26 protein-coding genes are annotated in these 25898 nt (G+C 72.3%); 12 read left to right on the top strand and 14 right to left on the bottom strand.

Translation table 11 applies throughout. The features are described from left to right. The first annotated feature begins 28 nt into the window (after positions 1-28). Positions 29-610 (top strand): DUF4126 domain-containing protein, encoded by a 582-nt coding sequence (locus ACVW00_RS12600; protein ID WP_457111244.1) that lies wholly within the window; start codon positions 29-31, stop codon positions 608-610. A 35-nt stretch (positions 611-645) separates the two neighbouring features. Further along, a complete protein-coding gene (locus ACVW00_RS12605) occupies positions 646-1950 on the top strand; it encodes a phytoene desaturase family protein (RefSeq protein WP_457111245.1) in 1305 nt (434 codons plus the stop codon). A 343-nt stretch (positions 1951-2293) separates the two neighbouring features. Here the strand turns inward: ACVW00_RS12605 and metF are convergent, their stop codons facing one another. After that, complete coding sequence (gene metF / locus ACVW00_RS12610) at positions 2294-3184, bottom strand: methylenetetrahydrofolate reductase [NAD(P)H] (RefSeq protein WP_457111246.1); 891 nt, start codon at positions 3182-3184, stop codon at positions 2294-2296. Between the two features lie 32 nt (positions 3185-3216). Between metF and ACVW00_RS12615 the strand changes: the two genes are divergently transcribed. Continuing rightward, positions 3217-4302 (top strand): polyprenyl synthetase family protein, encoded by a 1086-nt coding sequence (locus ACVW00_RS12615; protein WP_457111247.1) that lies wholly within the window; start codon positions 3217-3219, stop codon positions 4300-4302. Positions 4303-4309: 7 nt separating this feature from the next. Here ACVW00_RS12615 and ACVW00_RS12620 read toward each other — a convergent pair whose 3' ends face one another. Together ACVW00_RS12620 and ACVW00_RS12625 are read right to left on the bottom strand one after the other, a co-directional pair. Continuing rightward, the gene (locus ACVW00_RS12620; protein ID WP_457111248.1) at positions 4310-4732 is read right to left on the bottom strand and encodes a barstar family protein; all 423 of its coding nucleotides are present in this window, start codon (positions 4730-4732) and stop codon (positions 4310-4312) included. 81 nt (positions 4733-4813) lie between these two features. Beyond that, complete coding sequence (locus ACVW00_RS12625; RefSeq protein WP_457111249.1) at positions 4814-5203, bottom strand: Rv2175c family DNA-binding protein; 390 nt, start codon at positions 5201-5203, stop codon at positions 4814-4816. A gap of 108 nt (positions 5204-5311) precedes the next feature. Here ACVW00_RS12625 and pknB point away from each other — a divergent pair, with 108 nt between their 5' ends. Next, positions 5312-7348, top strand: coding sequence for a Stk1 family PASTA domain-containing Ser/Thr kinase (gene pknB, locus ACVW00_RS12630; protein WP_457111250.1), 2037 nt, complete (start codon positions 5312-5314; stop codon positions 7346-7348). Positions 7349-7708: 360 nt separating this feature from the next. On the opposite strand, the gene ACVW00_RS12635 is transcribed toward pknB, so the two are convergent. Next, entirely contained in the window at positions 7709-9217 is a 1509-nt protein-coding gene (locus ACVW00_RS12635) for an MFS transporter (RefSeq protein WP_457111251.1), read from the bottom strand. A gap of 91 nt (positions 9218-9308) precedes the next feature. Here ACVW00_RS12635 and ACVW00_RS12640 point away from each other — a divergent pair, with 91 nt between their 5' ends. Genes ACVW00_RS12640 through ACVW00_RS12650 form a run of 3 tightly spaced genes read left to right on the top strand, consistent with a single transcriptional unit; the run spans position 9309 to position 11724 of the window. Continuing rightward, a complete protein-coding gene (locus ACVW00_RS12640; RefSeq protein WP_457111252.1) occupies positions 9309-9899 on the top strand; it encodes a TetR/AcrR family transcriptional regulator in 591 nt (196 codons plus the stop codon). Positions 9900-9919: 20 nt separating this feature from the next. Next, positions 9920-10816 carry a deoxyribonuclease IV gene (locus tag ACVW00_RS12645; RefSeq protein WP_457111253.1) on the top strand — a complete coding sequence of 299 codons (897 nt, stop codon included), beginning with the start codon at positions 9920-9922 and terminating at the stop codon, positions 10814-10816. Then, a complete protein-coding gene (locus ACVW00_RS12650; protein WP_457111254.1) occupies positions 10813-11724 on the top strand; it encodes a DMT family transporter in 912 nt (303 codons plus the stop codon). Before ACVW00_RS12645 ends, ACVW00_RS12650 begins: the two co-directional genes overlap by 4 nt. A 135-nt stretch (positions 11725-11859) precedes the next feature. Here ACVW00_RS12650 and ACVW00_RS12655 read toward each other — a convergent pair whose 3' ends face one another. Then, complete coding sequence (locus ACVW00_RS12655) at positions 11860-12933, bottom strand: S-adenosylmethionine:tRNA ribosyltransferase-isomerase (protein ID WP_457111255.1); 1074 nt, start codon at positions 12931-12933, stop codon at positions 11860-11862. After that, positions 12926-13618 (bottom strand): SDR family oxidoreductase, encoded by a 693-nt coding sequence (locus ACVW00_RS12660; protein WP_457111256.1) that lies wholly within the window; start codon positions 13616-13618, stop codon positions 12926-12928. Before ACVW00_RS12660 ends, ACVW00_RS12655 begins: the two co-directional genes overlap by 8 nt. Before the next feature lie 81 nt (positions 13619-13699). Between ACVW00_RS12660 and soxR the strand changes: the two genes are divergently transcribed. Together soxR and aroF are read left to right on the top strand one after the other, a co-directional pair. Further along, positions 13700-14173 carry a redox-sensitive transcriptional activator SoxR gene (gene soxR / locus ACVW00_RS12665; protein ID WP_457111257.1) on the top strand — a complete coding sequence of 158 codons (474 nt, stop codon included), beginning with the start codon at positions 13700-13702 and terminating at the stop codon, positions 14171-14173. A 71-nt stretch (positions 14174-14244) separates the two neighbouring features. Continuing rightward, positions 14245-15291, top strand: a complete 1047-nt coding sequence (gene aroF, locus ACVW00_RS12670; RefSeq protein WP_457111258.1) for a 3-deoxy-7-phosphoheptulonate synthase — start codon at positions 14245-14247, stop codon at positions 15289-15291. 1 nt (position 15292) lies between these two features. On the opposite strand, the gene ACVW00_RS12675 is transcribed toward aroF, so the two are convergent. From ACVW00_RS12675 to ACVW00_RS12695, 5 genes are all read right to left on the bottom strand, one after another. Beyond that, positions 15293-16246 carry an acyl-ACP desaturase gene (locus ACVW00_RS12675; RefSeq protein ID WP_457111259.1) on the bottom strand — a complete coding sequence of 318 codons (954 nt, stop codon included), beginning with the start codon at positions 16244-16246 and terminating at the stop codon, positions 15293-15295. A 40-nt stretch (positions 16247-16286) separates the two neighbouring features. Continuing rightward, positions 16287-17285, bottom strand: coding sequence for a threonine aldolase family protein (locus ACVW00_RS12680; RefSeq protein ID WP_457111260.1), 999 nt, complete (start codon positions 17283-17285; stop codon positions 16287-16289). 16 nt (positions 17286-17301) lie between these two features. Beyond that, positions 17302-17892, bottom strand: coding sequence for a hypothetical protein (locus ACVW00_RS12685; RefSeq protein WP_457111261.1), 591 nt, complete (start codon positions 17890-17892; stop codon positions 17302-17304). Positions 17893-18054: 162 nt separating this feature from the next. Continuing rightward, complete coding sequence (locus tag ACVW00_RS12690) at positions 18055-19356, bottom strand: class II 3-deoxy-7-phosphoheptulonate synthase (protein ID WP_457113109.1); 1302 nt, start codon at positions 19354-19356, stop codon at positions 18055-18057. Positions 19357-19468: 112 nt separating this feature from the next. Next, a complete protein-coding gene (locus ACVW00_RS12695) occupies positions 19469-20029 on the bottom strand; it encodes a nucleotidyltransferase family protein (RefSeq protein WP_457111262.1) in 561 nt (186 codons plus the stop codon). Positions 20030-20059: 30 nt separating this feature from the next. Between ACVW00_RS12695 and ACVW00_RS12700 the strand changes: the two genes are divergently transcribed. Continuing rightward, positions 20060-20851 carry an endonuclease/exonuclease/phosphatase family protein gene (locus ACVW00_RS12700; RefSeq protein ID WP_457111263.1) on the top strand — a complete coding sequence of 264 codons (792 nt, stop codon included), beginning with the start codon at positions 20060-20062 and terminating at the stop codon, positions 20849-20851. A gap of 6 nt (positions 20852-20857) precedes the next feature. Here ACVW00_RS12700 and ACVW00_RS12705 read toward each other — a convergent pair whose 3' ends face one another. Beyond that, positions 20858-21886, bottom strand: coding sequence for a 6-phosphofructokinase (locus tag ACVW00_RS12705; RefSeq protein WP_457111264.1), 1029 nt, complete (start codon positions 21884-21886; stop codon positions 20858-20860). Between the two features lie 68 nt (positions 21887-21954). Here ACVW00_RS12705 and ACVW00_RS12710 point away from each other — a divergent pair, with 68 nt between their 5' ends. Both ACVW00_RS12710 and glpK read left to right on the top strand, forming a co-directional pair. After that, complete coding sequence (locus ACVW00_RS12710) at positions 21955-22788, top strand: DUF1028 domain-containing protein (RefSeq protein WP_457111265.1); 834 nt, start codon at positions 21955-21957, stop codon at positions 22786-22788. Further along, on the top strand, positions 22785-24269 hold the full coding sequence (glpK, locus tag ACVW00_RS12715; RefSeq protein WP_457111266.1) for a glycerol kinase GlpK: 1485 nt from the start codon (positions 22785-22787) through the stop codon (positions 24267-24269). The genes ACVW00_RS12710 and glpK overlap by 4 nt, the downstream gene beginning before the upstream one ends. 271 nt (positions 24270-24540) lie before the next feature. Here glpK and ACVW00_RS12720 read toward each other — a convergent pair whose 3' ends face one another. Both ACVW00_RS12720 and ACVW00_RS12725 read right to left on the bottom strand, forming a co-directional pair. Next, on the bottom strand, positions 24541-25254 hold the full coding sequence (locus tag ACVW00_RS12720; protein ID WP_457111267.1) for a hypothetical protein: 714 nt from the start codon (positions 25252-25254) through the stop codon (positions 24541-24543). A 177-nt stretch (positions 25255-25431) separates the two neighbouring features. Continuing rightward, on the bottom strand, positions 25432-25893 hold the full coding sequence (locus ACVW00_RS12725) for a CinA family protein (RefSeq protein ID WP_457111268.1): 462 nt from the start codon (positions 25891-25893) through the stop codon (positions 25432-25434). Positions 25894-25898: the final 5 nt, after the last annotated feature.

Below are 25898 nucleotides of genomic sequence, written 5' to 3' on the forward strand. Positions count from 1 at the left end.
GCCCGGGCGACCTGAATATGCTGCCGGCGTGGACCTGGTGCCGATGGTGTTCTCGACCGGCTGGGCCAGCGGGGTCAACGCCTACCTGGCGGTCCTCGTCCTGGGCATCGCCGACCGCGTGGGCGACTTCTCCTCGATCCCGGACAGCCTCGGGCGCACCGACGTGCTCGTCGCCGCCGCCACGCTCTACGCGATCGAGTTCGTCGTCGACAAGATCCCCTACCTCGACTCCACCTGGGACGTGGTCTCCACCGTGATCCGGCCGGCGATCGGCACCGCGATCGCGTTGCTGGTCTCCGGCGACGCGGGCTCCGTGCAGCAGGCGGCGTACGGCGCGCTCGGGGGCGGCACGGCGCTGGCCAGCCACCTCGTCAAGGCCGGCGGACGCCTCGCCCTCAACGCTTCCCCCGAGCCGGTGAGCAATGTGGTGGCGAGCCTCGGGGAGGACGTGGCGGTCGTCGGGGTGGTGCTGCTGGCGATCCAGCACCCGTGGCTCGCGCTCTCGCTGGCCGCCGTGCTGCTGGTGGTCGGCGGGTATGCCGTGTACCACCTGCTCAGGCTCGTCCGCCGCGGCTGGCGGCGCTGGAAGGGCACAGCGGCACCGGCGTGACGGACGCCCGCACGCCCGGACCCTAGGGTGTGCGCATGGCACGGGTGGTGGTGATCGGCGGTGGCTTCGGCGGGCTGGCGTCCGCGGCCCGGCTCGCCAAGCTGGGTCACGACGTCACCCTCCTCGAGGCGTCCGACCGGCTGGGAGGCGCGCTCGGCCACGTCGAGCAGGACGGGTTCCGCTGGGACAGCGGCCCCTCGACGACCCTGCTGCCGGCAGTGATCCGGGACTTCTTCCGCAAGTCCGGGCGGCCGGCCGAGAAGGAGTTCGACCTGGTGCCCGTCGACCCGGTGCAGCAGCACCGGTTCCCCGACGGCACCGTGCTGGACCTCCCGGGAGGGAGCCGGGCCGCACAGCTCGCCGCCGTCGCGTCGGCGCTCGGCGAGGAAGCCGGCCGTGCCTGGATCGCGTACGTCGACTCCTTCGGCGACGTGTGGGAGACGCTGCGCAAGGACTGGTACGAGCGGCCGTGGTCGGAGGAGCACGCGAGCAAGGAGGCCCGCGACCTGCTCTCGACACGGCTCACGCTGCACCGGCTCGTCAACCGCGAGCTCCGCGACGACCGGCTCCGGCTGCTGGCCTGCCACCGCGCGGCGTTCGACGGGCACGAGCCCCGCAACGTCCCGGCCTGGGAGGGCGTCTGGTCCTACGTCGAGCAGAACTTCGGCGCCTGGACCCTGCCGGGCGGCATGGGCCAGCTCGCCGACATCCTCGCGTCCCGGCTCGAGACGCGCGGCGTCACCGTGCTGACCGGCAACCCCGCGCGCGACCTGGTCGTCGAGGACGGACGCGCCCGGGCCGTCCGCGTCGACGAGGGCACCGTCGACGCCGACCACGTGGTGTGCGCGATCGACCCGCGACGGCTGCCCGCGCTGGCGGCGTACGTCGCCCGGACGATGCCCGCGATCCCCCCGTCCCTGTGCCACATCGGCGTCGTCGGGGAGGTGCCCGACCTGCCCGCCGAGGTCGTCCTCTACGGGGACCCCACGCTGGTGCTCCGGACGACCGGCACCGCGCCCGAGGGCGCGCACGCGTGGACGGTGCTCGGACGCGGACGGCTGGCCGAGGACATCGTCACCGCCCTGCACCGGGCCGGCGTCCGGATCCGCGACCAGGTCGAGGTCCGGGTCGACCGCTCGCCCCGCGAGCTCGTCGAGCAGTGGGGCGGCTCCCCTCTCGGCGTGCTCTGGCAGGGCCGCAACACCCTGGTCCACCGCCTCGGCACGCGGACCCCGGTCGCGGGTGTCTACATGGCCGGTGCCCACACCACTCCGGGCTCCGGTCTTCCCAGCGTCGGCCTGTCAGCGGCCCTCGTCGCTCAGGTGATCGGCCCCGCCTAGCCGCGAGCGGGCAGAAACGCAACCCTGCAGTACGCCGAGCGGGCACAAACGCAGTGCCGGAGTACGCCGAGCGGGCACAAACGCTGCCCAGGAGTACGCCGAGCGGGCACAAACGCTGGATGTGTCGGCGAGATCCATGCGCGCCGACGTACCTCGGGGCCGAACGCCGGGGCCCGCTCGGCGTGCCTCGGCGCTGCTTTACTGCCCGCTCGGCGTACATCCGCGCAGCTTCTGTGCCCGCTCGGCGTGCCTCGGCGCTGCTTTACTGCCCGCTCGGCGTACATCCGCGCAGCTTCTGTGCCCGCTCGGCGTGCCTCGGCGCTGCTTTTCTGCCCGCTCGGCGTCAGGCGTGGCAGGCGAGGGACTGGTAGATCTCGCGGGTGGCCTTCGAGCGGTTCAGCGTGTAGAAGTGCAGCCCGGGGGCGCCGCCGTCGAGCAGCTCGTCGCAGAGCTCGGTGGCGATCCGGATGCCCTCGGCGCGGACCGCGGCCGGGTCGTCGGCGAGCGGCTCGATCCGGCGCAGGATCTCCTCGGGCATCTCGCGTCCGGACAGCTCGACCATCTTCCGCATCGAGCCCAGGGCGAGGATCGGCATGATGCCGGGGAGGATCGGGATTTCCACACCGGCACCGCGGGCCCGCTCGACCAGTCCGAAGTAGTCCGAGGACCGCAGCACCATCTCGGTGATCGCGAACTCCGCGCCCGCGTCGTACTTCTCACGCATCACCCGTACGTCGTGGTCCAGACCCGGCGCGTCGCGATGGCCTTCGGGGAAGACCGCGACGCCGACCGCGAACTGGTTGCGGCGCCGGACGAGCTCGACCAGCTCGCACGCGTAGTCCAGCCCGCCGTCGGTCGCGGTCCACGGCGTGCCGGGACCGCCCACGGGGTCGCCGCGCAGGGCTAGCACGTTCTCCACGCCCGCAGCAGCGAGCGCGTCGAGGATCTCCTCGAGCTCGGCGACGGTGTGCCCGACGCACGTGAGGTGCGCCATCGGCGTCATCGACGTCTCCCGGGCGATCCGCCCGGTGATCTCGATCGTCCGGTCGCGGGTCGAGCCGCCGGCGCCGTACGTCACGGAGACGAACGTCGGCCGGAGCGGCTCGAGCTCGCTGATCGAGCGCCAGAGGATCTCCTCGCCGGCGGCATCCTTGGGAGGGAAGAACTCGAAGGAGAAGGAGCGCTCGCCTCCGGAAAGTCGGGTGGCGATGCTCGTGGTCGGGTGCGCGGCCATGGCGCCGAGAATACGGGCGCTACGCTCGCGCCGTGAGCGAGTCTCAGGAAGTCGTAGCGCCTCCGTGGGACCCGGCGGCGTTCCGTTCGGGCGTCGAGGACGCGCTCCTGGACTTCATCGACCAGCAGTCCGCGTGGCTCGCCGAGCTCGGTGAGGACGCCACCCGTCTCGTCGACCACGCACGGCTCAGCGTCACCGGTGGGAAGCGGTTCCGGGCGGCCTTCTGCTGGTGGGGCCACCTCGCCGTCGCCGAGCCGGACGACCGTGCGGCGCTGCTCAAGGCCTGCGCCTCGCTGGAGCTGCTGCATGCCAGCGCACTGGTGCACGACGACGTGATGGACGCCTCCGACGTACGCCGGGGCCGGCCGGCCACCCACCGTGCCTTCGAGGCGCTGCACCGCACGAGCGGCTGGTCCGGCGGCGCCGAGCAGTACGGCGCCGCGGCCGCGATCCTGCTCGGCGACCTCCTGCTGTCCTGGTCCGACGAGCTGCTCCGCACCAGCGGGCTCCCGGCCCCACGGGTGCTCGACGCGCTCGGCTACTTCGATCTCACCCGCAGCGAGGTCGTCACCGGCCAGTTCCTCGACGTGTCCGCCCAGGCCCGCGGCACCAGCGACGTCGAGGTGGCGATGACGGTGCTGCGCTACAAGTCCGCGAAGTACTCCATCGAGCGCCCGCTCCACATCGGCGCCGCCCTCGCGGGTGCGGACGAGGAGACGATGGCGCAGCTCACCCGCTTCGGCCTGCCTCTGGGCGAGGCGTTCCAGCTGCGCGACGACCTCCTCGGCGTCTTCGGCGACCCCGCCGCCACCGGCAAGCCGGCCGGCGACGACCTCAGCGAGGGCAAGCGCACCGTCCTGATCGCGCTCGCCCTGGACGCGCTCGGCCCCGACGACCGCAAGCACCTCGACACCAGCCTTGGCCGCGCGCTGAGCGTCGACGAGGTCGCCGACCTGCGGGCGCTGATCGACGCCAGCGGCGCACGCAGCCAGGTCGAGGACGTGATCGCCGCCCTGACCGACCGGGCGCTGTCCGCGCTGGACGCCGCGGACATCCGCGCCGAGGCGCGCGGCGTGCTGCGCGACCTGGCGGCCGCCGCGACCCAGCGAACGGTGTGACCGGCCGCTAGCCGTCCAGCGACGGTACGTCGATCTCGGGGCCGTCTCCCCGCAGCAGCACCGTCATCGGGCAGTGACCCTCGTTCGCGCGACCCGCGAGGATGTCGGCTGCGACCTCGAAGGCACGCTCGTCGGACCGCGCGAGTGGCCCCCAGCCGTCCCAGAGCAGCACGATCGGCTTGCCGTCGAGGTCGCGCAGGCAGTCCGCGAGGGCGTCGAAGTTGTGGCCGAACGTGTCGGGGAACTCCAGCGTCTCGGCCAGCGCCTCGAGCAGCTCGGTCTTCTCCTGGTGCGTCCAGCCGTCGACGTAGCCGAAGCGCGCACCCGCGTGCTCGACGGTGTGGCGCACGTCGTCCGGCGGGAACGCGGCATGCCACTGGTAGATGCCCGGCGGGTGGTGCCCGGCGAGAAGTCCCGCGAGTCCGCTCACTACTGCTCTCCTCGGTTGCTTGCTCGTACCACGGTCATAGCCCGCCAACCGCCTCGAAGGCAAGACCTCGGAGCGCACCGGTCACAACGACATCGCCTGCGCGCGTCGCTTGACCTCCGATCCCCGGTTCTCGCGGAGCGCGTCGATCGGGCGACCGGGCAGCGAGTCGTCGCTGGCGAACATCCAGGCGAGGATCTCCCGATCGTCGTACCCACCGTCGTGGAGCAGGGTCAGCAGCCCGGGGACGCCCTTGACGATCTCGCCGTCCATGATGAGCTCAGCCGGCACCTGCTGGCCGGCCTTCTCACGGGGCACGGCGGCGGCGAGCTGGTGCTCGCGGATCAGCTGGCGCACCTTGCTCACGGAGACGCCGAGGGCCACCCCGGCAGCCTTCCAGTCCAGCCACTCGGGGATCAGTGCGCCGAGATCCGCCGTGTCGGAGGCCGGGCGCGTGGAGATGTCGTCGGTCACACCTCCATGCTGCCAGCCGCGCCGTGGTGCGGCGATTCCGGCCTCCTCCCAACTAGACTCGACCCTCGATCGGGGCCTTCCCCTCCCGGTCCGGGCTTGGAGGACGTTGTGGAGCGCACGGAGGAGGGTCGTCACGACGACCCGCTGATCGGCCGCATCCTCGACGGCAGGTACCGCGTCGGCGCGCGCATCGCCCGCGGGGGCATGGCCACCGTCTACCAGGCCACCGACCTGCGCCTGGACCGCACGGTGGCGGTCAAGATCATGCACGCCGGACTCGGTGACGACCCGGAGTTCGTGGCCCGGTTCGAGCGCGAGGCACGGTCCGCGGCGCGCCTCTCGCACCACAACGTCGTCGCGGTCTTCGACCAGGGCGAGGATCGCGGCACGGTGTTCCTGGTCATGGAGCTCGTGCCCGGCCTGACCCTGCGCGACGTGATCCGCAAGGAAGCGCCGATGGAGCCGGGCAAGGCGCTCGCGATCCTCGAGCCCGTGCTCGCGGCGCTGGCCGCGGCCCACACCGCCGGCATGATCCACCGCGACGTCAAGCCGGAGAACGTGCTGCTCTCCGACGACGGCCGGATCAAGGTCGCGGACTTCGGGCTGGCGCGCGCGGTCAACGCCGAGACCCAGCACACGGCCACCGGCGGCGTGCTGATCGGCACCGTCTCCTACCTCTCCCCCGAGCTCGTCGTCGACGGCAAGGCCGATGCGCGCTCCGACGTGTACGCCACCGGCGTACTGCTCTACGAGATGCTCACCGGCCACAAGCCGCACCAGGCCGACAGCCCGATCCAGGTCGCCTACAAGCACGTGCACGAGGACATCCCGGCCCCCTCGCTGCGGGTGCCCGGCCTGCCGCCGTACGTCGACGCGCTGGTCGCGCGCGCGACCGCCCGCGACAAGGACCTGCGGCCCTCGGACGCGCGCGTGCTGCTCCACCAGGTACGCCGGGTCCGGCAGGCGCTCGACCACGGCGTGGCCGACGACCCGGAGCTCACCGCGGACCTCACGCCGAGGACCAGCCACCCCGACAGCGTGCCGACCGGCGAGCTGTTCCTGACCAGGGACGTCCGTCGCGATCCTCCCCGCGCGGTCGCCTCGCCGCGCGACGTCGTCTTCGACCCCGACCTCGAGATGACGGCACCGGTCGGCCCGCCGATGGCGCCCACGTCACGCACCGCCGCGACGCCACCGCGGCCACCGGACTCGCCGCCGCCGGTCGTGACCGGGGCCGACCGGCCACGTCCTGCTGCTCGACGCTCCCGCCGCGGACCGGTCCTGCTGGTGTCCGTGCTCGTCCTCGCGCTGCTGGTCGGCCTCGCCGGGTGGTACCTCGGCGTCGCGCGCTACACGCACACTCCGGCGGTGATCAACATGTCCGCCGCCGCCGCGAAGGTGAAGGTCGAGAAGGCCGGTCTGACCTTCAGGACCGGCAAGTCGGAGTACTCCGAGACGGTGGCAGCGGGCTCCGTGGTCCGCACCGACCCCAGCGCGGGGTCCCGCATCAGCAAGCACGGCACCGTCACGGCGGTGCTCTCGCTGGGCCCCGAGCGGCACACCGTGCCCGACGTGCGCGGCAAGAGCCTCGACGACGCCCAGGCCATGCTCGGCGACGCCGCCCTCTCGTTCGGCCAGAAGGTGGAGAAGTTCAGCCAGAAGGTCGCCAAGGACACCGTGATCACCACCGATCCCGCCCCCGGCACACCGCTGCGCCGGGGCACCGCGGTCAACGTGGTGGTCAGCAAGGGCCCGCGGCCGATCGACATCCCCGACTGGACCGGCCGCAACGGCGACAAGGCCGTGGACGCGCTCGACCGGCTCGGCTTCAAGGTCGACCGCTCCGACGACTTCAGCGACACCGTGCCCGCCGGCAAGGTGATCTCGCAGAGCCCGAGCTCCGGCACGGGCTTCAAGGACGACCCGGTCAAGCTCGTGGTCTCCAAGGGACCGGCCCTGGTCGCGGTCCCCCACGTCAACGGCCTGAAGGTCGACGACGCCCGGCACGAGCTCGAGAGCCTGGGCTTCCAGGTCGACGTGGTGGAGAACCCCCTGTACGTCGGCGCCGGCTACGTCGTCGGTTCCAACCCGTCCGAGGGCCAGCTCGCACCCCGGGGAAGCACAGTCACGCTCAGCATCGTCTGAGCCGGGACTCCGCGAGGAACGAGCGGAGTCCCGACGCGAAGAGGTCGAGCGAGGCCGCGGGTGAGCCTGCGAACCCGCGACGCCGGGTCGAGACCTGAGCCGGCGAGGAACGAGCGGAGTCCCGACGCGAAGAGGTCGAGCGAGGCCGCGGGTGAGCCTGCGAACCCGCGACGCCGGGTCGAGACCTGAGCCGGCGAGGAACGGGCGGAGTCCCGACGCGAAGAGGTCGAGCGAGGCCGCGGGTGAGCCTGCGAACCCGCGACGCCGGGTCGAGACCTGAGCCGGGACTCCGCGAGGAACGGGCGGAGTCCCGGCTCAGACAGGTCGAGCGAGGCCACGACAGCCCTCGCCCGGTGCCGGCTACTGCTCCGCCGGGACCTCGACCGGCGCCGGCTGCCGCCTGACCACGAAGGTGACCAGCAGCATGGTCACGACCAGCATCACCGTCGCTGCCTCGAAGGCCGCGTGGGCCCCCGAGAGGAACGTCTCGTGGGCACGGGCCACCGCATCGAGCCCCGGCGCCAGGTGCACCGACCGGCTGGCGTGACCGGAGACCGTCACCAGCCCGGCGAGGCCGAGCGCCGAGCCCAGCTGCTGGGCGACGTTGACCAGCCCTGCCGCAGCACCCGCCTCGTGCGGCTGCACGGCATGGAGGGCCGAGGTGGTCAGCGGCACGAACGCGAGCCCGTTGCCCAGGCCGAGGACGACCAGCGACACCAGCACGTCGGCGTACCCGCTCCCGGCATCGAGCCGGGTGAGCCAGGCCAGCGACAGCAGCGTCAGACTCGAGCCGGCGATCAGCACCACGCGCTCGCCGAAGCGCTCGACCAGGTCGCGCGAGGCCGCCTGCGAGGCGACGAAGAGCATCGCGGTCAGCGGCAGGAACGCGAGCCCGGCTCGGATCGGGCTCAGGTCGAGCACGTCCTGGAGGTACTGGGTGAGGAAGAAGAACGCACCCATCGCGCCGGCGATCAGGAAGGCGCGCGCCAGCAGTGCACCGCTGCGCACCCGGCTCGCGAACAGCGACAGCGGGGTGATCGGCTCCTCGGCGGTGCGCTCGACGGCCACGAAGGAGGCGAGCAGGCCGACGCCGAGCACGAGCGCGACGAGGGTGACCGGGTCACCCCAGCCGTCGCTCGCGGCGTGCACGAAGCCATAGACGAGCCCGGACACCCCGAGCGTCGAGGTGATCGCGCCGGCCAGGTCGAAGCGACCGTGCCGACGCGGCGTGTGCGGTACGGCGATCCACGCCGCCGTCGCGACCGCGGCACCGATCGGCACGTTGACCAGCATCACCCAGCGCCAGTCGGCGACCTGGATGAGGATGCCGCCGAGGACCATGCCCAGCGAGGCTCCGCCGATCGACATCGCGGTGAACAGGCCCATGGCACGGGTGCGCTCACGGCCCTCCGGGAACATCGTGGTGATCAGCGAGAGGGTCGCCGGAGCCGCGAACGCAGCACCGACTCCCTGGGCGACACGGGCGGCCACGAGGGCGGCGCCGGTGGTCGCGAAGCCTCCTGCCAGCGAGGCCAGCGTGAACAGTGCGATCCCCGCGAGGAACGTCGGCCGCCGGCCGAGGAGGTCGCCCGAGCGCGCGCCCAGGAGGAGCAGCCCACCGAAGGCGAGGCTGTAGGCGTTGACCACCCACGACAGCCCGGTCGGGGAGAAGTCGAGGGCCTGCTGCATGTGCGGGAGCGCCACGTTCACGATGCTCATGTCGAGCACGACCATCAGCTGTGCGGTCAGGATCGTGGCGAGGACGAGGCGTGGCCGCTCGGGACGCTGCCTGGGTCGCAGGCGGCGCTCACGGCGGGATGGTTCGGTTGCTTCGATCGCCGGGATCTCGGCGATAAGTTGGTCGGACACAGTGGTTTCCGTTCCGCGAGAGGTATGATTCGGAGGGCGCCTCCACTTACAATACGGAGGCCTCCTCCGCTTATCAAGGGATTTAACGCCGATGACCGACACGACCGCCGCCGAGGCCCCCGCCGGGGCTCCGAAGCTGCGCGCCGACGCCGCCCGCAACCGGGCCCGGCTGGTCGAGGCGGCCCGCGAGCTGTTCCTGGCCGGCCCGCCCGATGCCGAGGTCTCCCTGGAGCAGGTCGCGAAGTCGGCCGGGGTCGGGATCGGCACCCTCTACCGGCACTTCCCCACGCGCCTGGACCTGCTCGAGGCGGTCTACCGCGAAGAGGTCGACGGGCTCCGGCAGGCGGCCGACCGGCTCGCCGCGGCGCACCCTCCGCTCGAGGCGCTGGAGCTCTGGCTCGAGGTCTTCGCCGACTACGCCGCCACCAAGAAGCACATCTTCCACGAGCTCGTCGAGGCGACCGGACGCGACTCCGAGCTGATCACCCACTCCCGCGCGACCATGACGGCCGCGGCCGAGGCGATGGTCGGCGGCGCCCAGGAGGCCGGCGAGATCCGCAAGGACATCACGGCGCTCGACGTGATCCGCCTCGTCGGCGGCTGCACGATGATGCCCAACTTCGACCGGGCCCAGCTCCGCCGCATCATGAAGGTCGTGATGGACGGCCTCAGGGCCGACTGACCGGTCGTAGGGTTGGCCGGGTGCGCAACCCGGTCGGCTCCCACGTCTTCGTCGGACGGGGTCTCGTCTCCGGCGCGCTGCGCACGGCCGAGACCATTGCTGCCGAGGCCGTCCAGGTGTTCGTCGGCAACCCGCGCGGGTGGGCGCCGAGCGCCGGGGACCCGGCCGTCGACGAGGCGTTCCGTACGACGTGCGCCGACCGTGGTCTGCGCAGCTTCGTGCACACGCCGTACCTGGTGAACCTGGGCTCCCCGACCGCCGCGACCTACGAGCGGTCGGTCGCCACCGTCGAGCACAACCTGCGTCGTGCCGCCCGGCTCGGTGCGGAGGGCGTGGTGGTGCACACCGGGTCGTGCGTCGACGACGGCAACGTCGACGCCGCGCTGCGCCAGGTGCGCGAGGGCCTGCTCCCGGTACTCGACCGGCTGGAGCACGACCGGTCCGCCGGGACACCCGCTGACGAGGGACCGTGGCTGCTGCTCGAGCCCACCGCCGGCCAGGGCCGGTCCCTGTGCGGCCTGGTCGAGGAGCTCGGGCCCTACCTGGACGCTCTCGGGCGGCATCCCCGTGTCGGCGTCTGCCTCGACACCTGTCACGTCTTCGCTGCGGGCGCACCGCTCGACGAGACCGGAGGCGCGGCCCGGACGCTCGACCAGCTCGTCGAGGTCGCCGGACCCGGACGCCTGCGGCTCGTGCACGCCAACGACTCGAAGGACCCGCGCGGCTCGCTGCGCGACCGGCACGAGCGGATCGGCGACGGGCACATCGGCGAGGACGCGTTCGTCGAGCTGTTCCGGCACCCCGCCACCGAGGGGGTGCCGTTCGTGGCGGAGACGCCCGGGTCCGGGGACGGCGGCGTGCCCGGCAGCTGCGTGCCGCTGCTCAAGAAGCTCCGCGAGCCCGTGGGCGAGCGGTGACGGCGCAGGTCCTCGCGGCACGCGAGCGCCGGCTGGCGCTGCTCGCCACGCTGACCCTCCTGGCGATGACCGCGTGCTGGGGCTCGACGTTCTTCCTGATCCACGACCTGCTCGACCGGGTGCCCGCAGTCGACTTCCTGGCCGTGCGGTTCACGATCGCGAGCGCGGCCCTGCTGGTGCTCGCACCGCGCGCGGTCGCCCGCCTCACCCCCGAGCTGCGCCGGCACGCGCTCGTGCTCGGCGTCCTCTACGGCGTCGCGCAGATCCTCCAGACGGTCGGCCTGGCACACACACCGGCGAGCGTCTCGGGCTTCATCACCGGCATGTACGTCGTCTGCACGCCGCTGCTGGCGGCACTGATCCTGGGCACGCGGATCACCTCGCTGACCATGGTCGCGGTCGGGCTGGCCGTCGCCGGGCTCGCCGTACTGACCCTCCAGGGCTTCAGCATCGGGTACGGCGAGGCGCTCACCCTGGTCGCCGCGGTCATCTACGCGCTGCACATCGTCGGGCTCGGCGCGTGGTCGCGCCCGTCGGACGCCATCGGCATGTCGATCCTGCAGTGCCTGGTCATCGCCACGATCTGCCTGGTCGCCGCGGCGCCCGGCGGGATCACCCTGCCGGACCGGACCGGCGACTGGCTGGCCGTGGTGTACATGGCGCTGTTCGCCGGCGCCGCCGCCCTCCTCGGGCAGACCTGGGCGCAGGCCCACCTGCCTCCGACCCGGTCGGCGATCATCATGAGCATGGAGCCGGTCTTCGCCGCGTTCTTCGCGGTGCTGCTGGGCGGCGAGTCTGTCAACGCCCGAATGCTGGTCGGCGGCGCCATGGTCCTCGGGGCGATGCTGCTCGTCGAGCTGGTGCCCCGGCGACGCATCGAGGCCGAGGTCCCGCACATCGCCGTCTGAGCGGTGGCTCCGCGAGGAACGAGCGGAGGCACCACGCGAAGAGGTCGAGCGAGCCTCGCGGTGAGCCTGCGAACCGCGAACGGCGGGTCGAGACCTGAGCGGTGGCTCCGCGAGGACCGAGTCGGCCGGACCGCGTCAGAGCGCAGGCAGCAGCAACGCGGCGTCGCCGAACTCGTGCCAGAGATAGTCCTCGGCGACGGCAGCCTCGTAGGCACGCTGGGTGAGCTCGGGGCCGGCCACGGCCTCGACCAGCAGCAGGTGCGAGGCGTGCGGGTCGTGCCAGCCGGTGACCAGCCCGTTGACCACTCGGGGCGGGTCGGCGGGCGTGACGACCCGCTCGGCCCAGCCACTGCGCGCGACCACGGTGCCGTCCTGGCCGACCGCCGACTCGAGCGCCCGGGTGACCGTCGTACCGACCGCGACGACGCGGCCACCGCCGGCGCGCACCGCGTTGACGAGGCGCGCGGTCGACGGCAGGACGCTGAACCGCTCGGCCTGGGGTGCCTCCCCCGCCTCCTGCGACGAGACGCCGGTGTGCAGCGTGATCGGCGCGATCGCCACGCCCTTCGAGACCAGCCGGGTGACCAGGCCGTGGGTGAACGGCCTGGCCGCTGAGGGCATCTCGGCGCTTCCCGGCCGCGAGGCGAAGACCGTCTGGTACGCACTGAGCGGGTAGCGCCGCGGCAGGTAGCCGTAGGCGATCGGGCGACCGTGCCGGTCGAGGTGGTCCTCGAGCGGTCCGTCGACGCGCGCGCGCCACAGCCGGTTGCCCTGCCCGGTCGGCGAGGAGCCCGCGCGCGGGTAGGCCGCCACGAGGGTCACACTGACCGGTCCCGCGTCGAACCGGTCACCCGGCTCGGCGTCGAGCACCGCTCGCGATCCGTCGACCGGCGTGCGGACCTCCGTCACCCAGGTGCCGTCCTCGAGCGGCGTCGCCAGGTGCAGCACCACCGGGCCGTGCCCCAGCCACTCCGCGTCGATCTCTCCGGGAATCGTCGCGGAGTCGTTGACCACCACGAGGTCGCCGGCACGCAGGTGGTCGGGCAGGTCGCGGAACCGGGCGTGGTGGACGCCGTCGGGCGAGGCCACCAGCAGGCGCACGTCCTCCCGGGACAGGCCGCGTGCCTCGGCCGGTGCCGGGGCGACGGCATCGGCCTTGGGGTCGAACCGGATCGAGGACCGTTCTTCCAGGATGCGCACGTCAGCCACCCACCCTCTGCACGGCCGGCAGCTCGGCGGCTCGGTAGCGGCCCGAGGGCGGTCGGTCGGCGAGCAGGGCCAGGAAGTGCGGGACGACCGTCTCCGGGAGGGGGCGGTCCGAGATGTCCTCTCCGGGGAACGCGTCCTGGTGCATCTGGGTGCGCATGTCGCCCGGGTCCACGGCGTACGCGCTGATCTCGGGGTTCTCCTCACCGAAGGTCAGCGTGAGGTGGTCGAGCGCCGCCTTCGACGTGCCGTACAGTCCCCAGCCCTCGTAGTGCTCGACGCCCGCGTCGGAGGAGATCGAGACCAGCACGCCCTTCGACGCGACGAGCATCGGCAGCAGGACAGCGGTGAGTGCCATCGGCGCGCCGACGTTGGTCCTCCACACCTGGTCCAGGTCGGCGATGGATGCGTCGGCCAGGTGCGGCAGCGGCGTGGGCCCGAGCGTGCTCGCGTTGTGCACGAGCAGGTCGAGACCGCCCTCCTGCTCCGCCGCGTCGACGAGCGCACCGCGGTGCCAGTCGTCGGTGACGTCGCCGGGCACGGTGACGATGTCGGGGTGGTCGGCTGCGGCCGCGAGCCGTTCAGCGTCCCTGCCGTCGACGACCACGCGCCAACCGTCGACGGCGAGCGCCCGCGCGAGGGCCAGGCCGAGGCCGGCGGAGCCGCCGGTGATCACTGCAACAGACATGGAATCTCCTTGATCGGGATGCCTTCGTCTGCGATTCTTCAAGTTCAAGTGAACTTGAGGTCAAGCACAAATGGAGAAGTGATGGACGCCCACGACCTGCTCACGGTGACCGAGGTCTCCCGACGCAGCGGCTTCGCCGCCTCGGCCCTGCGCTTCTACGAGGACCAGGGCCTCATCGAGGCGACCCGGAGCACCAGCGGGCGCCGCCGCTACGAGAGATCCGTCCTGCGGCAGCTCGCGTTCATCCGGGCTGCGAGCAACATCGGGCTGTCGCTGGCCGAGGTCCGCGAGGAGCTCGACCGCCTCCCCCGCGGGCGCACCCCCACGAAGGCGGACTGGCACCGGATCTCGAACCACTGGCGGGCGCGGCTCGACGAGCAGATGGCGGCACTCGCGCGGTTGCGCGACGGCCTGGACTCCTGCATCGGGTGCGGCTGCCTCTCGCTGAAGCACTGCTCGTTCGCGAACCCCGACGACCTCGCTGCCCGCACCGCGAACGCTCCGGGCGCGGCGTACCTCCCGGCGATCCTGCGCCGGCCGCAGCCGACACGCTGAGGCAGCCGCGTCGCAGTCTCGGACAGCGATATCGCCGTCCGGACTGTGGACGCGCCAACTAGGGTCGGCCCATGGTGGTGGTGATGGCTCCGGATGCGACGGAGGAGCAGATCGCGCACGTCACCGAGCGCGTCGAGAGCGTGGGCGGCCAGGCCTTCGTCAGCCGCGGCGTCGTCCGCACGATCATCGGCCTCGTCGGCGACATCGACTCCTTCCACGGCCTGAACCTGCGCAGCATGCCGGGCGTGGCCGACGTCCACCGGATCTCAGACCCGTTCAAGCTGGTCAGCCGGCAGCACCACCCCGACCGCTCCACCGTGTGGGTCGGCGGCAAGGGCCACCAGGTCCCGATCGGTCCGGACACCTTCACCTTCATCGCCGGCCCATGTGCGGTCGAGACCCCGAGCCAGACCCTCGACGCCGCCGAGATGGCCAAGGCTGCCGGCGCCACCATCCTCCGCGGCGGGGCGTTCAAGCCGCGCACGTCCCCCTACGCGTTCCAGGGCCTCGGGGTGAGGGGCCTGGAGATCCTGGCGGACGTGCGCGAGGTCACCGGGCTCCCGATCGTCACCGAGGTCGTCGACGCACGCGATGTCGGCGTCGTGGCGGAGTACGCCGACATGCTCCAGATCGGCACCCGCAACATGGCCAACTTCGGGCTCCTCCAGGCCGCCGGCGAGGCAGGCAAGCCGGTCCTGCTCAAGCGCGGCATGACCGCGACCATCGAGGAGTGGCTGATGGCGGCCGAGTACGTCGCCCAGCGCGGCAACCTCGACGTGGTCCTCTGCGAGCGCGGCATCCGCACCTTCGAGCCGACGACGCGCAACACCCTGGACATCTCCGCCGTGCCGATCGTGCAGTCGTGGAGCCACCTGCCGGTGATCATCGACCCGTCGCACGCCGGTGGCCGGCGCGACCTCGTCGTACCGCTGTCCCGCGCCGCCATCGGAGCAGGCGCGGACGGCGTGATCGTCGACGTCCACCCCGACCCGGAGCACGCGCTGTGCGACGGCCCGCAGGCGCTGTTCGGCGCCGACCTGCGTGCGCTCGCCCAGGCGGTGCGGCAGATCCCCCCGGTCGTCGGGCGCACGGATGCACGGGAGCGCATCCGCAGCTGACTCAGGACGCGATGTCGGGTGTCTCGTCGCTCTCGGCCCTGGCGGCGGTGCGCGCCCGGTTCTCGGCTCGGCGCTCGACGAAGCGGGTCGCCTGGGCGTCGAGACCGTCGAGGAACGCCGCGAGCTCGGCACGGGCCTGCTCCCCGACCTCGCCCAGGTCGGTGCGGTCGAAGACGGCCCAGTGCCGCAGGATCGGCATGATCACGTCGTCGTGGTGCAGCCGGAGGTCGTAGATGCCTGCCTTGGCGATGATCATCGAGTTGCGCCGGAAGCCGGCCATCGTGGCGCCGGGCATCTCGAAGCCGATCACCTCGTCGGCGATGGCCCGCATGGTGGCGTCCGGCGCGATCTCGAGCGCGGCCGCGACGATGTTGCGGTAGAAGACCATGTGCAGGTTCTCGTCCTTGGAGATCCGGGCGAGCATCTGGTCCGCGATCGGGTCCTGGGTGACCTTGCCGGTGTTGCGGTGGGAGACGCGCGTCGCGAGCTCCTGGAAGGACACGTAGGTCACCGCCTCCAGCGCGGTCTTGTCCCCCGAGTCGTAGCCCGAGGTCATGTAGTCGATGCGGGCGCGCTCGAGCTCGACCGGGTCGACGCCGCGCGTCACCACGAGGTAGTCGCGCATGGCGATGCCGTGGCGGTTCTCCTCGGCCGTCCACCGGCCGACCCAGGTGCCCCAGGCGCCGTCGCGCCCGAACCGGGTGGCGATCTCGCGGTGGTAGGAGGGCAGGTTGTCCTCGGTGAGCAGGTTGGTCACCATGGCCGCCTTGGCGGTCTCGGACAGCCGCGACTGCTCGGGCGACCAGTCCTCCCCGCCGAGGAACGCGAAGTCGCGACCCTCGCTCCACGGGACGTAGTCATGGGGATGCCACTCCTGCGCCATCGCGAGGTGGCGGTCGAGGTTCTCGGCCACGACCGGCTCCAGCTCTTCCAGCAGATGGCTCTCGGTGCTCACGCGCGCTCCCTCGCTCGACTTCGTAAGACCCTACGCCGCCTCAGGCGAGGATCGTGCCCAGCACCTTCGCCGCCTGCTCGGCGTCCTCGCGACCGATGTCCAGGTGGGTGAGCAGCCGGACCCGCTGCGGTCCGACGGCGCCGATGCGCACCCCCTGCTCACCTGCCGCTGCGACCACCTCGGCGGCGGACGGCACGTCGACCACGACGATGTTCGTGGGCACGGTGGCCGGGTCGACGCCGCACGCCTCCGCGATCAGGCGCGCGTGCGCGTGGTCCTCGGCCATCCGGTCCAGGTGGTGGTCCAGGGCGTGCAGCCCGGCCGCGGCCAGTACGCCGACCTGGCGCATGCCACCGCCCAGGCGCTTGCGCCGGATGCGGGCCTCCTCGACGATCTCCGCGCTGCCGAGCACGAGCGATCCGACCGGCGCACCGAGTCCCTTGGAGAGGCACACCGAGATCGTGTCGGCGACGGCGCCGTAGTCGGCGAGCGGCGTACCGGTGGCGACGTGGGCGTTCCAGATCCGGGCGCCGTCGAGGTGCACCGCGCAGCCGATCGTGGTGGCCCAGTCGCGCAGCGCGCGCAGGTCGTCGATCGGCAGCACGGCACCGCCGGCGAAGTTGTGCGTGTTCTCGACAGAGACGGCGGTCGTGCGGACGAAGAAGGGGCCCATGTCCGCGGCGTACATGGACCTGATCGCGTCGAGATCGACCTGTCCGTCAGGGTGCGACCAGGTCCGCGTGGTGAGCCCGGTGAGCGCACCGTGGGCACCGAGCTCGGCGCGGACGATGTGGGCGCGCGCCTCGCAGAGCACCTCCTGGCCCGGACCGACCAGGGCCGCCACGGCGAGCACGTTCGCCATGGAGCCGGTGGGCGTGAACAGGGCCGCCTCCTTGCCGAACATGCCGGCCACCCGCTCCTGCAGGCGGAGGACGGTGGGGTCCTCGCCGTAGACGTCGTCCCCGACCTCCGCGCGCGCCATCGCCTCGCGCATCTCCGGGGTGGGGCGCGTGACGGTGTCCGAGCGCAGGTCGATCATCGCTCGAGCGTAGCGATCAGGAGATCGCGACCGTCAGCGCCGGTGACCATCCGGAGACGCCGGCACCGACGTTGCGGGTCCTGGCCTCGACCAGGTACGTGCCGGTGCGCGCCGGGTCGAAGGAGGCCGCCCGCTTCGCGGTCGCCTTCCGGTACGACGTCCACCTGCTCGTCCCGACCCGCTTGAGCCGGACGTCGAAGCGACGGTTCGCCGGGGTGCTGGTGCGCACCGACCAGGTCAGCCGCCAGCCGCTCGCCGACGACCCGGACGCCCGCACCGGCACCGACACGCGCCCCGTCATCGACGGGTGCATCGAGCAGTGGTAGCCGAACGCTCCGGCATCGCGGAACCTGACCTGGTAGCGGTCGCCGCTGTCGCGCGCTCCCGAGCTCCAGAACCTCTGGTTCGAGGTGGTGGTGTGCATCGAGGCGAAGGCCCACGTCACCGTGTCGCCGAGGCCGGTCGTGACCGCTGCGGGGGTGAACGAGAAGTCCTGCACGGACACCACCGTGTCGGCGGCTCGGGCGGACGCGAGCGGTCCGAGGAGCACCAGTCCGAGCAGGGCGATGAGCGCGGCGATGCATCGCGGCGCGCGAGGGGGCGTCATGCTCTCCCATACGGCCAAGAGACCGCGCCGGTTCATCCAGTCGGAACGTCGTCAGACGTGGTGCATGGCAAGGCGGACGAGCGAAGGCGTCCTTCAGCGGAGCGCAGCGGAGCGGACGTCGAGCGAGGACAAACGCAGCCAGGCGCCGCGTATGGCGGCGTTTCAGGCCTTGCGCAGCATCTCGGCGACCAGGAACGCCAGCTCGAGCGACTGGACGCGGTTGAGCCGCGGGTCGCACACCGACTCGTAGCGCTCGGCGAGGTTGATCTCGGCGAGCTCCTCGCCGCCGCCGACGCACTCGGTGACGTCGTCGCCGGTCAGCTCGACGTGCACTCCGCCCGGCCAGGTGCCGACCGCACGGTGGACGTCGAAGAAGCCCTGCACCTCGGCGATAACGTCGTCGAAGCGGCGGGTCTTGTAGCCCGACGACGCCTCGTAGGTGTTGCCGTGCATCGGGTCGCACACCCAGGCGACCTGGACGCCGGCCGCGTCGACCTTCTCCACCAGCGGGGGCAGCAGCTCGTTGACCCGCTCCGCACCCATGCGGGTGATGAAGGTGAGCCTGCCGGCCTCGTTGTCCGGGTTGAGCCGTGCGGCCAGCGCGATGGCGTCGTCGGCGCTCGTCGTCGGGCCCAGCTTCACGCCGATCGGGTTCCGCACGCGGCTGAGCAGCTCGACGTGGGCACCGTCGAGCTGACGGGTGCGCTCACCGATCCACACGAAGTGTGCCGACACGTCGTACGGCAGCTGCGTGCGCGAGTCGATGCGCGTCATCGAGTGCTCGTACTCGAGGAGGAGCGCCTCGTGGCTCGAGTGCATCTCGACGCGGTGGAACTCGTCGGGGTCGGCGCCGATCGCCTTCATGAAGGTCAGGGCGCGGTCGATCTCGCTCGCCACCGCCTCGTAGCGCCTGCCGACCGCCGAGCTCAGCACGAAGTCGGTGTTCCAGGCGTGCACCTGGCGCAGGTCGGCGTAGCCACCGGTGGTGAACGCGCGCACGAGGTTCAGCGTCGCGGCCGAGGCGTGGTAGACCTCCACCAGCCGCTGCGGGTCGGGGACCCGCGAGGCCTCGGTGAAGTCGTAGCCGTTGACCGCGTCACCCCGGTACGCCGGGAGGACGGTCCCGTCGCGCGTCTCGAGGTCCGACGAGCGCGGCTTCGCGTACTGCCCGGCGAAGCGGCCGAGCTTCACGACCGGCACGGACGCGGCGTAGGTGAGCACCACCGCCATCTGCAGCAGCACTCGCAGCTTGTTGCGGACGTTGTCGGCGGTGACGCCGTCGAACGTCTCGGCACAGTCGCCACCCTGCAGCAGGAAGGCCTCGCCGCGGCTCACCGCGGCGAGCTTGTCCTTGAGCTTGTCGCACTCCCCCGCGAAGACCAGCGGCGGGAACGAACGCAGCCGAGCCACGGCCGCATCGACCGCCACCGGGTCCGGGTACGCCGGCTGCTGCGCGGCGCCCATCGCGTGCAGCGCTGCGAGGTCGGGGATCGGGCCCCCGGAGATTTGGTGTGGCACCGGCCAATCCTACGTCCCGGGCCGTTTCCACCCGGCCGCATCTCCTGCGGCGGACGCCTCAGGCGTTCACGGGCGCGATCACGTCGAGCCGCTCGAGGAGGTCGAGGGTGACCTCGGCGTACGGGTTCCCGGCGACGCGGTCGCGGACCACGTCCCAGTCGACCTGCTCACGGAGGGCGCGCGCGGTCGGCACCACCGCGGCGAGGTCGCAGTAGCGCTCGGAGAGGACGGCGAGCTTCTGCACCAGCAGGTCGGTCGCCGTGAGCACCGGCATCCAGACCGAGAGCACCTCGGCCTCGGAGGCCCGCTCGAGCACGTCGCGCACCTGCGGCCAGCCGGGCGCGCGGTAGAGGACGTCGACCATCGAGTCGTCGGTGAAGACCTTGAAGAGCCAGTCCTCGGGCGGCTGGACGATCTGCAGCCCCTGCTCGGCGAGGAGCCCCGCGGCCTTGTCGGCGTCGTCGGGGTCGATGAGGAAGTCGACGTCGTGGTCGGGCTCGGGGCCGCCCAGCGCCCAGGCGGCATAGCCGCCGGTCAGCGCGAACGGCACCCCGGCCTCCTTCAAGCTCGTCGCCACGCGCTTGAGGGCCTCGCGCAGGTTCGCCTGGTCCTCTCCCATGGCTTCCTTGTTCCCGGAGGGCCCCCGCGCATGCCGGAGGGACGGTCGGGAACCGCCAGCACGATGCGCGTCGCGACCTTCAACATCCTGCACGGGCGCAGCCCCGACGACGACCAGGTGCACGTCGACCGGCTCGCCGCGGCGGTGGCGACCCTCGACGCGGACGTGCTCGCGCTGCAGGAGGTGGATCGCAACCAGCCTCGCTCCCGCAACGCCGACCTCACCCAGGTCGCCGCCGACGCGATGGGAGCTCGCGAGCACCGGTTCGTCGCGGCGCTCTCCGGCAGTCCTGGGTCGACGTGGTTCGCGGCCACCGGCGAGGAGCAGCCCGACGACGCGGCGTACGGGATCGCCCTGCTGAGCCGCTACCCCCTCAGCGCCTGGCAGGTGGTCAGGCTCCCGGCGATCAGGACCCGCGTGCCGATGCGCTTCGGACGCCGGCTGCTCCCGACGTGGGTGCACGACGAGCCGCGCGTCGCCGTCGTGGCCGACGTCGCCGCGACCGAGGGGCCGCTCACGGTCGCGACCACCCACCTGTCGTTCGTGCCCCGCTGGAACCGGCACCAGCTGCGCCTGCTCGTGCGCGCGCTTGCCGGACGCCGCCGGCCGCTGCTGCTGACCGGCGACCTGAACATGGACGCCAGGACCGCCGGCCAGGTCACCGGCCTGCAGCCGCTGGCCACGCACGCGACCTTCCCGTCCCCGGAGCCCCACGAGCAGCTCGACCACGTGCTCGCGGACGGCCGCCTCCGCGCGACGGCGTCCGAGGCAGTGCGGTTGAACGTCTCGGACCACCGCGCCCTGTACGTCGACCTGGCGTGACCCGGGTCAGCCGAAGAAGACCTCCGCCTCGGCGTACTGGTCCGGCTGCACGAGCTTGAGCTCGCCGGTGCCCTCGACCAACGGCACCCGGACGATGTCGGTGCCGCGCAGCGCCATCATCGTGCCGAAGTCGCCGTCGCGGACCGCCGCGACCGCGTGCAGGCCGAAGCGCGTGGCCAGCCATCGGTCGAACGCGGTCGGCGTGCCACCACGCTGGATGTGACCCAGGACGACCGCCCGCGCCTCGTGGCCGGTGCGGCTCTCGATCTCGTTGGCGAGCCGCTCTCCGATGCCGCCGAGGCGGACGTGCCCGAACGCGTCCTTCTCCCCCGACACCAGCGTCATGTCGCCGCCCTCGACCGGCACCGCGCCCTCCGAGACCACCATGATCACGGCGTACTTGCTCTCGAACCGCTCCATGACGTGCTTGCACACCTGCTCGATGTCGAACGGGCGCTCCGGGATCAGCACGACGTTCGCGCCGCCCGCGATGCCGCTGTGCAGCGCGATCCAGCCGGCGTGCCGGCCCATCACCTCGACGACGAGCACGCGGTGGTGCGACTCGGCGGTCGTGTGCAGCCGGTCGATCGCCTCCATCGCGATGTTGACCGCGGTGTCGAAGCCGAAGGTGAAGTCGGTGCCGGAGAGGTCGTTGTCGATCGTCTTCGGCACGCCGACCACGTTGACGCCGAGGTCGTGCAGCTTGGTTGCGACACCGAGGGTGTCCTCGCCACCGATGGCGATCAGCGCATCGACGCCGGCTTTGGCGAGGTTGGCCTTGATCTGCTCGACTCCGCCGTCGACCTTGAACGGGTTCGTGCGCGAGGAGCCCAGGATGGTGCCCCCGCGAGGCAGGATGCCGCGCACCTCAGCGATCCCCAGCGGCATGGTCAGGCCCTCGAGGGGTCCCCGCCAGCCGTCGCGGAACCCGACGAACTCGTAGCCGAACTCCTTGACCCCTCGGCGGACGACCGCCCGGATCACGGCGTTCAGGCCGGGGCAGTCCCCGCCCCCGGTGAGCACTCCGACGCGCATCTGCACTCCTCAATTGGATCGTTAAAGTGACCCGGCACACACTAGTTGAAACTCGCTAGGGTCGCGCCATGACCTTCTCGATCGTCGGACACGGGACGGACGCGCGCGGCGAGGCCGCGTGGGGCGTGGCCGTCGCCTCGAAGTTCCTCGCCGTCGGAAACGTCGTCCCGGCCGCGGTCGCCGGCGTCGGCGCACTCGCCACCCAGGCCGACGCGAACGTCGCGTGGAAGGGCATCGGCCTGTCGTTGCTCGACGAGGGCGCGACCGCCGGCGTCGCCCTGCAGCGGATGATCGAGGAGGACGACAAGCGCGACCACCGCCAGCTCGGCATCGTCGACGTCGAGGGTGGCGCAGCCAGCCACACCGGACCGGCCTGCCTCGACTGGGCCGGCGGCGTCTCCGCACCGGGTGTGGCGATCCAGGGCAACGTGCTGGCCGGCCCCGAGGTCGTCGACGCCATGAAGCGCGCCTGGGACGAGACCGCCGACTCCCCGCTCGCCCGCCGCCTGCTGGCCGCGCTCGCCGCCGGTGACGCGGCCGGTGGCGACCGGCGGGGCCGTCAGTCCGCGGCCCTGCTCGTCGTCTCCGACGGCGCGGGCTACGCCGGCCTCGACGACGTCGCCGCCGACCTGCGGGTCGACGACCACCCGGAACCGGTGACCGAGCTGGCCCGGCTGTTGGACCTCAACGACTTCTACCTCACCGCGTCGACCGACGCCGAGAAGGTTCCGGTCACACCCGAGCTCGCCGCCGAGCTCGAGGAGCTCGCCCGGGCTGCGGGGCACCCGGACCTCCAGGCGTGGGCCGGCACCGAGAACTACGAGATGCGGGTCGCCGAGGACGGCAGCTGGATCGACCAGAAGGTGCTGGACCTGCTGCGCGAGAGCGGAGGAGACCGGTGAGCATCCTCGCGATCGACGCCGGGACCACCGGCGTGACGGCACTCGTGGTCACCCCCGAAGGCGCCATCGCTGCCAGGGGCTACCAGGAGTTCGCCCAGCACTTCCCGCAGCCCGGCTGGGTCGAGCACTCGCCCGAGGAGATCTGGCAGGCCACGCTCGAGTCGGCGAGAGCCTGCCTGAAGGCCTGGGGCGGCGACCCCGCCGCCCTCTCGGGCATCGGGATCACGAACCAGCGGGAGACGGTCCTGCTGTGGGACCGCGAGACGCTCGGCTCGCCGCGGCGCGCGATCGTCTGGCAGGACCGGCGTACTGCCGAGATCTGCGAGCGCCTCAGGGCCGAGGGCCACGAGCCGCGGGTGGCAGAGCTCACCGGCCTCCGGCTCGACCCGTACTTCTCCGGCACCAAGCTCGCCTGGCTCGCCGAGCACGAGCCGAACACGTGGGCGCTGGTCGAGTCCGGCCGGTACGCCGTGGGCACCGTCGACTCCTACCTGGTCGCCCGGATGACCCGGGGCACCTGGCACATCACCGACGTCTCGAACGCGTCCCGCACGCTGCTGTTCGACCTCGAGCGGGGCGACTGGTCCGAGGAGCTGTGCGGGCTCTTCGGCGTGCCACGCGACGCGCTGCCCGAGGTGGTCGACAACTGGGGCGAGCTCGCGCGCACCGAGCCGCGCAGCTTCCTCGACCTGGACCTGCCCATCGCGGGCATCGCCGGCGACCAGCAGTCCGCGCTCTTCGGGCAGACCTGCTTCGACGAGGGCGACTCGAAGTGCACCTACGGCACCGGGTCGTTCATCCTGACCAACACCGGCAGCCAGGTGGTCCGCTCCGACGCGGGCCTGTTGTCGACCGCGGCCTGGCGCTCCCCCGACGGCGTTCTCACCTACGCCCTCGAGGGCGCGATCTTCGTGACCGGAGCCGCGGTCCAGTGGCTGCGCGACGGCCTGCAGATCGTCGGCACCGCGGCCGAGACCGCGGCGATCGCGGCGACCGTCGACTCCTCCGACGGCGTGGTGTTCGTGCCGGCCCTCACCGGGCTCGGCGCGCCGCACTGGGACCCGCGCGCCCGCGGCACCATCCTCGGCCTGACCCGCGGCACGACGCGCGCCCACCTCGTCCGCGCGACGCTCGAGGCGATCGCGTTCGAGGTGCGCGACGTCATCGACACGGTCACCCCGGAGACGGCGCTGGCCTCGATGAAGGTCGACGGCGGTGCCGCGGCGAACGACCTGCTCTGCCAGTTCCAGGCCGACCTGCTCGGCGTACCGGTCGACCGGCCGCGGATCGTCGAGACCACCGCCCTCGGCGCCGCCTTCATGGCCGGCCTCGGCACCGGTGCCTGGGACTCCACCGAGGACCTCCGCTCCTCGTGGCAGCTCGACCGGACCTTCACCCCGGACCCTGCCGCCAGGGAGCGCACGCAGACCGCCTACGCGCTGTGGCAGAAGGGCGTGGAACGCGCCAAGGACTGGGCCTGAACCGAAATCCCCGGACCCCTCCCCAAATCTTCCGCCGAGGCGGCGCAGATGAAAACCCAAGACGCGCCGAGGCGGCGCAAACGAAAGGCGAAATCGCGTCGAGGCGGCTCGGATGAAAACGAACGCCCGGCCCGGACGGTCTCAGAAGTTTCATCTGAGCCGCCTCGGCGATCCCTGGGCTTTCACCTGAGCCGCCTCGGCGATCCCTGGGCTTTCACCTGAGCCGCCTCGGCGATCCCTGGGCTTTCATCTGAGCCGCCTCGGCGGAAATTCAGGAGAGGGCCTCCAGGGCCTTCCGGGCGGCGGCGAGCTCCTCCTCCGCCTCCTCGAGTACGACGGCCGCGTCGCTGCGCGCGCCCTCGGCCTCCTCGAGGTCCTCGTCGACGGCGTCCACGTCGTCCTCGAGCTCGGCGAGCCGGCGGCGCAGCTCGTCGATCTCGCCCTGCAGCTGCAGGCGGCGGGCGTGGAGCGTCTTGAGTCCCGCCTCGACCTCGTCCAGCTCTGCGCGCGCCTCGTCGACTGCCCGAGACGCCTCGTCGACCTCGTCCTGCGCGGCCTCACGGCGCACGCGGTCGTCCTCGGGCACGAGGTGCAACGAGGGCGCCTGCCGCTCGGTGGTCGTCGCGCGATGGGACTTGCCGACGGCCTCCGGCACGGCGCAGACGGCCTGGACGTCGAGCTCAGAGATCCCCGTCGAGGTGAAGGCGGTGAGCACCAACCCGGAGCGCACCACCTGCGCGGCGACCGGGTCGAGCATCGCCGCCGTGAGCATCCCCTCGACCTGGTCGACGACCGTGTCGGTCAGCCGGACGTCCTGCTCGTGTGCGAGGTCGCGTGCCGTGCCCGCCAGCGCGTGCGTGAGCTGCCGACGCTGCCGGGTCAGGGCCCGCAGGTCCTCCCCCGACATCGACTCCGCCGCAGCGCGCAGCGACTCACCGAGTGCCAGCACCTGGTCGATCTGCTCTGCTTCACGCCGGATCAGCACGTTGAGCGCCCACGCGGCGATCGAAGGCTTCCTCAGCGCCTTGATCCGGGCGGCGAGCCCCTTGTCCGCCTGCTCGCCCGACGCCGCGCCCTTGGCTGCTGCGTCGCGATCGGGGGTGAAGTCCGGGAGCGGGCCGGCGTAGAGCCGGTCGGCGACCTCGAGGAGGCGGGGCGGTGCTCATCGGCCCAGCTCGTCCAGCAGGGCCTGCACGGCCTGGCCACCGGCGAGCGCGCGGATCCGGCCGCGGTCGCCCTCGAGCGCCAGCCGCCGCACCTGCTCGCCACGCGGTCCGGAGATCCCCACGAAGACCGTGCCCACCGGCTGGTCCTCCTGCGTGTCCGGCCCGGCCACGCCGGTGGTCGAGACCGCCCAGTCGGCGCCCATCAGCTTCCGCACGCCGGCGGCCATCTGGGACGCGCACTCGGCGGAGACCACGCGGTCGGCGGTGACGCCGAGCAGGTCGTGCTTGATCCTCGTGGCGTAGGCGACCACACCGCCGACGTAGCTGACCGACGCACCCGGCGTACCGCTGAGCAGGTCGGCCAGGCCGCCGCCGGTCAGCGACTCTGCGCAGGCCACGGTGGCACCGCGGCGGGTCAGCTCCCGGTGCAGCTCGGCGGCGAGCTCGGCTGGTTCCACAGGTC

It is taken from the genome of Marmoricola sp. URHA0025 HA25, assembly GCF_054059435.1.

Excerpts from the sequence above, each read along its gene's own strand:
- ACVW00_RS12605 (WP_457111245.1), top strand. The coding sequence starts at position 646 with ATGGCACGGGTGGTGGTGATCGGCGGTGGCTTCGGCGGGCTGGCGTCC.
- metF (WP_457111246.1), bottom strand. The coding sequence starts at position 3,184 with ATGGCCGCGCACCCGACCACGAGCATCGCCACCCGACTTTCCGGAGGC.
- ACVW00_RS12640 (WP_457111252.1), top strand. The coding sequence starts at position 9,309 with ATGACCGACACGACCGCCGCCGAGGCCCCCGCCGGGGCTCCGAAGCTG.
- ACVW00_RS12660 (WP_457111256.1), bottom strand. The coding sequence starts at position 13,618 with ATGTCTGTTGCAGTGATCACCGGCGGCTCCGCCGGCCTCGGCCTGGCC.
- soxR (WP_457111257.1), top strand. The coding sequence starts at position 13,700 with ATGGACGCCCACGACCTGCTCACGGTGACCGAGGTCTCCCGACGCAGC.
- aroF (WP_457111258.1), top strand. The coding sequence starts at position 14,245 with ATGGTGGTGGTGATGGCTCCGGATGCGACGGAGGAGCAGATCGCGCAC.
- ACVW00_RS12680 (WP_457111260.1), bottom strand. The coding sequence starts at position 17,285 with ATGATCGACCTGCGCTCGGACACCGTCACGCGCCCCACCCCGGAGATG.
- ACVW00_RS12685 (WP_457111261.1), bottom strand. The coding sequence starts at position 17,892 with ATGACGCCCCCTCGCGCGCCGCGATGCATCGCCGCGCTCATCGCCCTG.
- ACVW00_RS12690 (WP_457113109.1), bottom strand. The coding sequence starts at position 19,356 with ATGGGCGCCGCGCAGCAGCCGGCGTACCCGGACCCGGTGGCGGTCGAT.
- ACVW00_RS12695 (WP_457111262.1), bottom strand. The coding sequence starts at position 20,029 with ATGGGAGAGGACCAGGCGAACCTGCGCGAGGCCCTCAAGCGCGTGGCG.
- ACVW00_RS12700 (WP_457111263.1), top strand. The coding sequence starts at position 20,060 with ATGCCGGAGGGACGGTCGGGAACCGCCAGCACGATGCGCGTCGCGACC.
- ACVW00_RS12705 (WP_457111264.1), bottom strand. The coding sequence starts at position 21,886 with ATGCGCGTCGGAGTGCTCACCGGGGGCGGGGACTGCCCCGGCCTGAAC.
- ACVW00_RS12710 (WP_457111265.1), top strand. The coding sequence starts at position 21,955 with ATGACCTTCTCGATCGTCGGACACGGGACGGACGCGCGCGGCGAGGCC.